Source organism: Oceanobacillus saliphilus, from assembly GCF_023522835.1.
Taxonomy (GTDB): domain Bacteria; phylum Bacillota; class Bacilli; order Bacillales; family Amphibacillaceae; genus Oceanobacillus; species Oceanobacillus saliphilus.
This window is the reverse complement of sequence record NZ_JALCZU010000002.1, coordinates 336,622-345,010: the sequence shown is the minus strand read 5'-3', so window position 1 is coordinate 345,010 and position 8,389 is coordinate 336,622. Positions and strand designations below refer to the sequence as shown.

The 8,389-nt window shown below is 36.6% G+C and carries 11 protein-coding genes; 3 read left to right on the top strand and 8 right to left on the bottom strand.

Annotation, left to right across the window (positions count from 1 at the left end; all coding sequences use genetic code 11):
• Positions 1 to 698 precede the first annotated feature (698 nt).
• Positions 699 to 1,223, bottom strand: coding sequence for a signal peptidase I (lepB, locus tag MN204_RS04790; RefSeq protein WP_249869940.1), 525 nt, complete (start codon positions 1,221 to 1,223; stop codon positions 699 to 701).
• 135 nt (positions 1,224 to 1,358) lie between these two features.
• Between lepB and MN204_RS04785 the strand changes: the two genes are divergently transcribed.
• The gene (locus tag MN204_RS04785) at positions 1,359 to 1,529 is read left to right on the top strand and encodes an aspartyl-phosphate phosphatase Spo0E family protein (protein ID WP_249869939.1); all 171 of its coding nucleotides are present in this window, start codon (positions 1,359 to 1,361) and stop codon (positions 1,527 to 1,529) included.
• Positions 1,530 to 1,554: 25 nt separating this feature from the next.
• On the opposite strand, the gene MN204_RS04780 is transcribed toward MN204_RS04785, so the two are convergent.
• Complete coding sequence (locus tag MN204_RS04780) at positions 1,555 to 2,718, bottom strand: aminotransferase A (RefSeq protein WP_249869938.1); 1,164 nt, start codon at positions 2,716 to 2,718, stop codon at positions 1,555 to 1,557.
• A gap of 129 nt (positions 2,719 to 2,847) precedes the next feature.
• Between MN204_RS04780 and MN204_RS04775 the strand changes: the two genes are divergently transcribed.
• Entirely contained in the window at positions 2,848 to 3,006 is a 159-nt protein-coding gene (locus tag MN204_RS04775; protein WP_249869937.1) for an FbpB family small basic protein, read from the top strand.
• A 26-nt stretch (positions 3,007 to 3,032) separates the two neighbouring features.
• On the opposite strand, the gene MN204_RS04770 is transcribed toward MN204_RS04775, so the two are convergent.
• Entirely contained in the window at positions 3,033 to 3,938 is a 906-nt protein-coding gene (locus MN204_RS04770; RefSeq protein WP_249869936.1) for a DMT family transporter, read from the bottom strand.
• Between the two features lie 315 nt (positions 3,939 to 4,253).
• Between MN204_RS04770 and MN204_RS04765 the strand changes: the two genes are divergently transcribed.
• Complete coding sequence (locus MN204_RS04765; RefSeq protein ID WP_249869935.1) at positions 4,254 to 4,589, top strand: hypothetical protein; 336 nt, start codon at positions 4,254 to 4,256, stop codon at positions 4,587 to 4,589.
• Positions 4,590 to 4,630: 41 nt separating this feature from the next.
• Here the strand turns inward: MN204_RS04765 and MN204_RS04760 are convergent, their stop codons facing one another.
• The 5 genes from MN204_RS04760 to MN204_RS04740 all read right to left on the bottom strand — a co-directional run bounded on the left by MN204_RS04760 (position 4,631) and on the right by MN204_RS04740 (position 8,381).
• Positions 4,631 to 4,831, bottom strand: coding sequence for a hypothetical protein (locus tag MN204_RS04760; RefSeq protein ID WP_249869934.1), 201 nt, complete (start codon positions 4,829 to 4,831; stop codon positions 4,631 to 4,633).
• A gap of 85 nt (positions 4,832 to 4,916) precedes the next feature.
• A complete protein-coding gene (locus tag MN204_RS04755) occupies positions 4,917 to 5,375 on the bottom strand; it encodes a YkyB family protein (RefSeq protein WP_249869933.1) in 459 nt (152 codons plus the stop codon).
• Between the two features lie 120 nt (positions 5,376 to 5,495).
• Positions 5,496 to 6,065: an SCO family protein gene (locus MN204_RS04750; protein WP_249869932.1), complete on the bottom strand. Its 570-nt coding sequence runs from the start codon at positions 6,063 to 6,065 to the stop codon at positions 5,496 to 5,498.
• 127 nt (positions 6,066 to 6,192) lie between these two features.
• Positions 6,193 to 7,050, bottom strand: a complete 858-nt coding sequence (locus MN204_RS04745; RefSeq protein WP_249869931.1) for a metallophosphoesterase — start codon at positions 7,048 to 7,050, stop codon at positions 6,193 to 6,195.
• 422 nt (positions 7,051 to 7,472) lie between these two features.
• A complete protein-coding gene (locus MN204_RS04740; protein WP_249869930.1) occupies positions 7,473 to 8,381 on the bottom strand; it encodes a cation diffusion facilitator family transporter in 909 nt (302 codons plus the stop codon).
• Between the last annotated feature and the right edge of the window lie 8 nt (positions 8,382 to 8,389).

The following is an 8,389-nucleotide window of genomic DNA, read 5'->3' as shown; positions in this document are numbered from 1 at the left end:
TACGTCGCTGGGCAAGCCCGCTATACTTTTCTTTGTCCAGTGTCGCGTGGGCTAGCGACTCCAGTCATAAGCATGAGACATTCCGAGCGCAAAACCCATGCGCTCTGCGGCCTCCTGCATATGCCCTACGTCGCTGGGCAAGCCCGCTATACTTTTCTTAATAATTTTATCATATTTTACTTTATTTAGGGTGGGGTTATTGGTATTATAAAGAGAGTTGAATTATTATATATATCATTTAAGTATTTAGGTGTTAGGGATAATGAAAGGGGTGCCATTTTATGGAGTTATTATTTGGAGTAGTTTGCTTTGGGATTCTTGCACTAAACATTGGATACTGTCTTCTTGACAACGAAAAATAATAAAAGTGAAACATACTCAAGGACGAGGGGAAGAATACGTATCCCCACCTTTGAGTGTTTATCCCAGTAGAAACAAACTTGGCTGTCACCAAGCTTAACGGTGATAGCCAAGTTGTACTTATGTACATAGGAAAGTTGTATTATTCTTGCCAATGGTATGACATAACGCCCCTTGAACAGAATCGTGCTTATACGACAGTTAAACGATATTAGCAATGCGCCCTGCGTTTCTTCATCCGTATTCTTGAAGCGGAGGTCAACATGGCCATTGATGTCGGTATAGATAAGTTAAAAATAAAAGAGGGCAATTGTAGCATCTAGCCGCCCTTATTAATATTATTTTGTCAGTGACCATTCACTAAATGGATATATAATTAACTCCGATCTTCCAATGATTTCATCTTCATGAATAAATCCGAGGCCGTTTCTGCTATCCTTACTGATTAAGCGATTATCACCCATTACAAAATAACTGTCATCCGGTATTTGAATAGGCCCGAACTTTCCGGTTTTGTACATAGCATCCTCAGTTAAAAATGTTTGGATATATTCCTCACCATTTATGATTAAATCATTTCCGTTTAATTGGATTGTTTCACCAGGTAATCCTATTACCCTTTTAACATAGTTTTTTGTTGGTCTTTGAATAATGACAACGTCTCCGCGGTCAGGCTGATCCAGAATATAAATAATTTTATTGAATATTACTCTTTCTCCATGCTTTAAAGTAGGATCCATACTTTCACCTTCTACGATAGAAGTTGCAAAGATAAAAGTTCTAAGGAAAACTGCTATTAAAACGGCAATGATGATTGCTTTCGTCCATTCAAACCATTCATTTTTCTTCTTTGCTTCCGACACAGAAGTCATCCTTCCTTTACAAGTTTCATTTTAATAGTAGCATAGACTCATACAGTTATAAATCATTTTTTATTTAAAATCCGACTAGGATAAATAGCAGACATTAAATTTCAAAATAGAGAGGCTTAATTTAAAATGAATACAATAGAAGATATACTTGATCGCATTGAATTCCTCAGAAATAAAATGACTGAGGTGGCGATGGAAAAGGGTTTTACCAATATCGAGTCTGTCGAAATCAGTCAGGAACTGGATTTGCTGCTTAATTTATATGAAGAAGTCAAACACACCCAGATCACTGATTAACTATCAATGGAATCACAATAACGATTTAACGTAACGTCGTATTATTCAAGAATGTTTCTAAACGATTCAGCCCCTGTATGATCGTATCCATATCGTAAGCATACGAAAGTCTCATATAACCTTCGCCAAGACTGGAAAAACTATCACCTGGTACAAGTGCTACTTTAGCATCACGAACAAGCGCAAGTCCCAACTCAAAAGAAGACATTTCTCTAATTGGAAATTTAGGGAAAAAGTAAAAAGCTCCCTCCGGATTATTCACTTCAAGTCCCATCTTCTTCAGCCTGTCATACACATAATCCCTTCTTTTTCTGTATGCTTCCCGCATAATTCTGGTACTGTTCGAGTTGTTTGTCAATGCTTCCAATGCAGCATATTGGCTAATAGAGGAAGCACAGGTCACATTATACTGATGTACTTTCAGAATGTGCTTGCAAAGCCATTTCGGAGCAAGTACATATCCAATTCGGAATCCTGTCATGGAGTGTGATTTTGATAATCCGTTTATGACAATTGTTTTGTCTTTGATGGAGTCAAAACTCGCTATCGAGTAGTGTCGGTTTTCAAAAACAAGCTCACTATATATTTCATCTGCCAGAATAAATATATCTCTTCCTTTCAAAACTTCTGTCAGTTCCCGCAGTTCTTCCCTGGAAAAAGATGCACCTGTTGGATTGGATGGGTAGGGGAGAACTACGCATTTTGTCTTATCGGTAATATGCTGTTCCAAGGTCTCTTTTGTTAATTTAAATCCTGTTTTGGTCGTATCTGCATAGACTGTTTTCGCTCCAGCAAGTGTGATTAAAGGTTCATAGCCTGGATAGATGGGACCGGGCAGAATAACTTCATCTCCAGGAGATAATATTGTTCGGAATGTAATATCAATTGCCTGGGATGCGCCGGTTGTAACGATGATTTCTGATAGAGGATCGAAACGGATTCCATAATTCGTTTCATTGAATTTTGAAATAGCCTCTCTTAATTCAATTATACCTGCGTTGCTTGTATAGGTTGTCTTATTTTTGAAAATTGCTTCAGAAGCTGCATTTTTCACGTAGTCTGGTGTATGGAAATCAGGTTGTCCAATTGTGAGGGAGACAACGTCTTTTTCATCAGCAACCATATTAAAAAATTTGCGTATTCCCGAAATTTCGATATTTTTAACATTTTTATTCAATAGATAATCCATATAATAACCGCCTTTTCATAAATATTTCCTATTATGTGACAAAAACTTAATAAAATGTTCAAACAATTTCGATTTATAACCATAAAAATAGGGTATAATATAATTAGAACATAATAAGGAGTGTAGCATATGAGACCGAAAACATTGAACTTTGAACAATTGGTTAAGCAAAATAGACAAGAGCTTCTAAATGATGAAGAAAGTATAACACAAATAGAGCTTCGTTTAGAGAAAAAACAGGAAGCGCTGGCGAAGAAACAGCGTAAAGAGCTAGAAATCAATAAGTAAGTGATAAAAGCAGGGATGACACAAGGTCATTTCTGCTTTTCCAGTTTCATTGGTAATTTTCTGTTTCCAGCTAGTTGAATTAATAGGACAGCACCTATAATACAACCCATGCCAATCGTCTGTATGAACGTAAAGGGCTCGAGAAAAATAAATATACCTATAAGTGTCGCAACTACGGGTTCAATCGTCGATAGTATAGATGCCTTTGAAGCTTCGATATACTGTAAGCCATAGGTATAAACAATATAAGCAATTGCAGTAGGTAAAAGTCCCAGTCCAATTGCATAGAATAGAACAGATGGATCTAATAGCAGATATGATTTTTCTTTATACGGGAAAAATGGCGTAAGGGTAACAGCAGCTACAATAAAAGTAAATGTAGTAACGTTTAAACTTGAATATTTCTTTAGCGCAAATTTGCTGAAAATACTGTAGAGCGCATATCCCAATCCAGAACCAAGCCCCAATATAACAGCTGTAAATTCCAGGCTTTGAATACTATTAGGAGTTAAACCGACTACTAGACAGGTTCCGAGAAGTGTGAGTGCTAAAGCAGTCACTTTGGCTCCTGTAAAAGGTTCCTTAAAAACAAAGAAAGAGATGATTGTGACGAAAGCTGGAGCAGTATAGAGTAAAGCAGTAGCGATTGGGATTGTGGACAACTCAATTGCCGTAAATAAACAGTAATTAAAAAATATGATACTAAAAATACCTGTTCCTATAAAATAGTTGATATCGCCTATTGACTTCAAGGCAAGGTTTTTTGGAGAAACAGCAAACATATATGTAATCAATATAATTGCAGAAGACCAGGCCCGCAAAGTGACAACTTCCATAGGAGTAAATCCGAATTCATACAAATGTTTGACAAACCAGCCAATCGTCCCCCATAATGCTGCGCCAACAATAATTAATATAGCGTATTTCCTCAAAGAAATATGACCTCCCAACTATATATCGTATTTATTAGTGATTATAACTCAACTTCCGTACCAATAAAATAGGTTAAACCGTTTAATAGGGCTAAACTTAGAAAATCATTGATAATTACCCTCCTAGTTTACCTAGGTTTAGTTGCCATTTTTACTATGCGAAAGTTGAGTTAGAACAACTAAATGGCAACTAAATGTATATTTATATAAATGCAGGTAAAGAATGTTTATCGTAGGAAAAGGAGTAATTCATTGCGTAGCTGAACATAATTGTTCACCAACTTGTCTACATTTTTCAGGAAGAAGGTAGTTCATTTGGGGCTTAACAGATTCATGCAATTCATTCATATAGGAAACGTAGGCATCGTTAAGGATTATGTATACATATTCTGCTCTTTAGTAGGCATCATCATCATCTATTATTGTATGAAGCCGATTATACAATGGGCTGTAAAGTTAAAATTAGGTATATTCCTTAACTATTTGATCAGTAGCATTCTTGTATTGTTATCTATTGTTACTATTTCGTTTTTCGTGGAAAGATTTCATACGATCGATGGTATAAAATTTACTTTACAAAGTATGGCTATTTTCGGTATTATGCTGTCCATGTCGATATTGATTGGACGTTTTATAAGGAAAACAAATTAATAGAAGCGCATAACAGTGTCTATAGCTGTTATGCGCTTCTATTAGTTTTCCATTAGTTTATTGACCGTTTCCAACCATTGATATACAGGCTGGAAATATTCTTCAGGTGTAGAGAGACCAGGTGGCGCAGCATCCATTACCAGTTTTTTCTCGGTATCGGATAATTTTTCAAATTTATCCTTTAAGACATGTGTCTGATCGGCATAACGATGAAGCTCATATACGAAATCCTGTAGTTTCATTTTACCGCCTCCTTTATATGATGAGTACCCTTAATAACAAGGTAGTGAAACATCAATAAAGGAGGGGGAGAATACAAAATTTATATTATTTAGTTGGTGGCCATTCCATTTTCCCAAGAGAGGAAGGGGTATAGTAGGAAGAAGTATATCGTTTTTGCCTGGGTTTTGGTTTCTTTTCGGGTTTCCAGTCAATATATTGATAGACAATTCTTTTGGCCTGAGACAATGACATCTTGGTTTGGGGATTCCGATAGTTTTGGTCAAGGGATCCGAGATGTTTCAGGGTTTTGAAGTCTTCTTTAGAAGGAGGTATATGAAAATAATAATTATCGACTTTAACAAGTAATGTAGAATGCTGATTACTGAGTTTCGGATGGTCAGAGAAATGAAGCCCTACTTTTTCAGCCTTCTTTTCTTTCAACAGCTTGCTTATTGTGTCTTTTTTTATTTGGTATAGATGTTGCGGTTCTGGGGCTGTTTTTGCGTGTCGATTAATAGTGAATACGGCCTGCGCCAAATGTTGCAGAGGAATTTCCTGATTCATGGACATATCTCCTTTCTATATATTAGCTATATATCTATCGTATCGTAAAGCATGTCCAGTAGCAAATAGAATATAAAAAGAAGAGTCAAAATAAACATAACATTTTAACTCTTCCTCCTATTATTGAACTTTTTTCAAATCTTCAATGATAGTATCAAGAGCAGCCGAATCTACGCCACTGTAATTTTTAATGACTTCACCTTCAGGACTTACAAGGAAAAAGGAAGTGCCATGTGTAACCTGATCTGTTCCCTCTGGTGCTTCTTGAACAAAGTTTCTAAATGACTTAATAGATAGTTCCTTAATTGTTTGAAAATCATAGCCAGTGAGGAATGTCCAATTACTGAAATCAGCATTATAACTTTCTCCATAAGCTTTCAGTACTTCAGGACTATCAAATTCTGGATCTACGCTAAAGGAAACGAGCTGGGCATCAATACCCTCTTCGTCCAGCTTTGACTGCAAAGTTGCCATGTTGGATGTCATTGGCAGGCATACGGTTGTACAATTTGTAAAAATGAAATCAGCAATCCACCAATCACCTTCTAAATCATGAAGGCTTAGTGTTCCGTTATCCTGTGTTGTGAATTCAAAATCGCCAACATCCTCTGACATTGTTGTTTCGATAGGGTATCCTCCACAAGCAGTAAGAAAAATACTAAGTCCGATTATTATCAATAAATGCTTCATGAAAACGTCCTTTCTCAACAATTCATATAGATAATTTGATTCAAATTTATTATAACATTAACTATGTTTACCTATTTGACAATCATTGAAATCTTTATGACATTTTGACTTGTCCTGTCACCTGAGGTTATAATTTCTTACTTTGAAGTGTATAAACATGCAATTCAGGTTTACAAAGGAATCGGTAAGGAAGTCTTGTTGTGCCGATTCCGCTGTTAACATATAAGGTCAATTGTTCATTGTTCAAGGAATATTTCCCCTGGACATAATTTTCAGCAAATGCCGGTGTATATAAATCTCCTATAAAAGGGAAGCGTACCTGCCCGCCATGACTGTGTCCGGACATTTGAACATCTATCGGATAATGGGATGCTTTGTCTGCATAATCCGGTTCATGGGCCAAAAGGATCGTAAATAGTTCGGGGTCAGTGTCATGCAAAGCTTCATCCAAATCGGGGACACCGAGCATAACATCATCGATTCCGGCAAGTGTTATTTGCGCGTCATCTATCGTTATGGGGACATTACTGTTTTGTAAAAGATGGAATTGTGATTGTTCCATTACTTCTCGAACGATGTCTGTCCCATAGCCACCGTGATCATGATTACCATATATCCAATATTTCCCTTGATTTGCTTCCAATGATTGTAGTATTTTCGCAAGTCTAGGGTCCCAGTTGTAATTATTGGGTTCATCGACAAGGTCTCCGGTAAATACAATGATATCAGGATTTAAAGAATTAATTTTAGTTGCAAGTTCTTCCAATTGATTAAGAGAGAAATGAAAGCCAACGTGCGTATCGGAAAATTGAATAATTTTAAAATCATGAAATGCTGCATGTATTTTAGGAGAAAAAAGAGTTTCCTCTGTTATTTTAAGCAAGGAGGGTTCAATATTTCTGGAATAATAATAAGTGCCACCGCTAATACCAACAAAAGCAAGCAAACTTCCAAGTGAATTTTTTAAGAATGTTCGTCGGTTCATGTTAAGTCATACCTTTCAAAAAACATAAAAACAGATGATTTGAGTATAGCATGAATGACAGCCTATATGAAAACCGATGTACTGAAAAAAATAAAAAACTGTAAAGGTGTCAATGGATGTCATGATTCAATTACTAAAATCATCAGGGATTATTGACTTTACCAACCGATGAAACTAGCATCAATTAATGGATATGAATGATCTAAAGAACGTACTGACCGAAGCAGGGAGCGGTTAATACGTTTAAATCACCGTCTATATTACCAAAAAATGCATCGGTTAATTCCTCTTTTTCCTACTTGAATACGATTACCAACTTAACACCAAAAAAATAGGTTCCATTTCAGTATGAGATTGGAGTAATGACAGCTTGGGCTAAAGCATATTGATTTATTAACCCCCTAATAATTCCCCTGTTGGAGTTAATTGCAGGAATTACAATCACTATGGAACTCTGAATGATTCCCTTCAATCTGAATGGTACAATGAGAAATATGGAACTGGTTTTTAATCAACTCATTAGCCTTTTTCAGTATGTTGTCACGGTCTATTGATTTATTTACTACGAGATGGCAGCTCATGGACGTGAACTCGGATGTAATGGACCAAACATGCACATCATGTACATCTTCAATGTCTTCCATTTCTGCCAGGGCTTTTGTCATGGAATCAATATTGACATGATGCGGTTTACCCTCCATCAGAATATGTGTGGCATCCCTCGTGATTCGGAATCCGGCAATAACGATTAAAATTGCGACGAGAACACTTGCTATTGGGTCTGCAATATTCCAACCGAACAGAATGATAAAAAGACCTGCAAGAAGGGCACCAACAGATCCAAGCAAATCACCAATAACGTGAAATAGTGCACTACGAATATTCAGGTTTTCCTTTGAATCCCCACGCATTAGCAGCCAGGCTACTACTATATTGATACAAAGTCCCAAAAAGGCGATTATCATCATATTGCCACTTACATTTGGTGGATTGGCGAAACGATGAAAGGCTTCATAGAATATATAGAGAGAAATGATTATCAGCGTTATACCGTTAATAAAAGCAGCTATAATCTCGAATCGTCGATAACCAAAAGTTTTATTACCTGTTGCTTTTTTTTCACCGATTTTAAATGCGAGGAGACTAAGCCCCAATGCAACTGCATCACTCAACATATGTCCTGCATCTGATAATAAGGCTAAACTGTTCGTTAGAATCCCACCAATTGCCTCGACTATCATAAACGAGAAAATAAGAATAAAGCTCCAGAACAGTACACGGGTATTGGTTGTATGGTGATGGCCATGATCATGATCATGATGGTGTCCCATAGTATTCC

Bases quoted from the DNA above. Each gene is read 5' to 3' on its own strand.
- MN204_RS04785 (WP_249869939.1), top strand. From the start codon at position 1,359: ATGAATACAATAGAAGATATACTTGATCGCATTGAATTCCTCAGAAAT.
- MN204_RS04780 (WP_249869938.1), bottom strand. From the start codon at position 2,718: ATGGATTATCTATTGAATAAAAATGTTAAAAATATCGAAATTTCGGGA.
- MN204_RS04775 (WP_249869937.1), top strand. From the start codon at position 2,848: ATGAGACCGAAAACATTGAACTTTGAACAATTGGTTAAGCAAAATAGA.
- MN204_RS04760 (WP_249869934.1), bottom strand. From the start codon at position 4,831: ATGAAACTACAGGATTTCGTATATGAGCTTCATCGTTATGCCGATCAG.
- MN204_RS04755 (WP_249869933.1), bottom strand. From the start codon at position 5,375: ATGAATCAGGAAATTCCTCTGCAACATTTGGCGCAGGCCGTATTCACT.
- MN204_RS04750 (WP_249869932.1), bottom strand. From the start codon at position 6,065: ATGAAGCATTTATTGATAATAATCGGACTTAGTATTTTTCTTACTGCT.
- MN204_RS04745 (WP_249869931.1), bottom strand. From the start codon at position 7,050: ATGAACCGACGAACATTCTTAAAAAATTCACTTGGAAGTTTGCTTGCT.
- MN204_RS04740 (WP_249869930.1), bottom strand. From the start codon at position 8,381: ATGGGACACCATCATGATCATGATCATGGCCATCACCATACAACCAAT.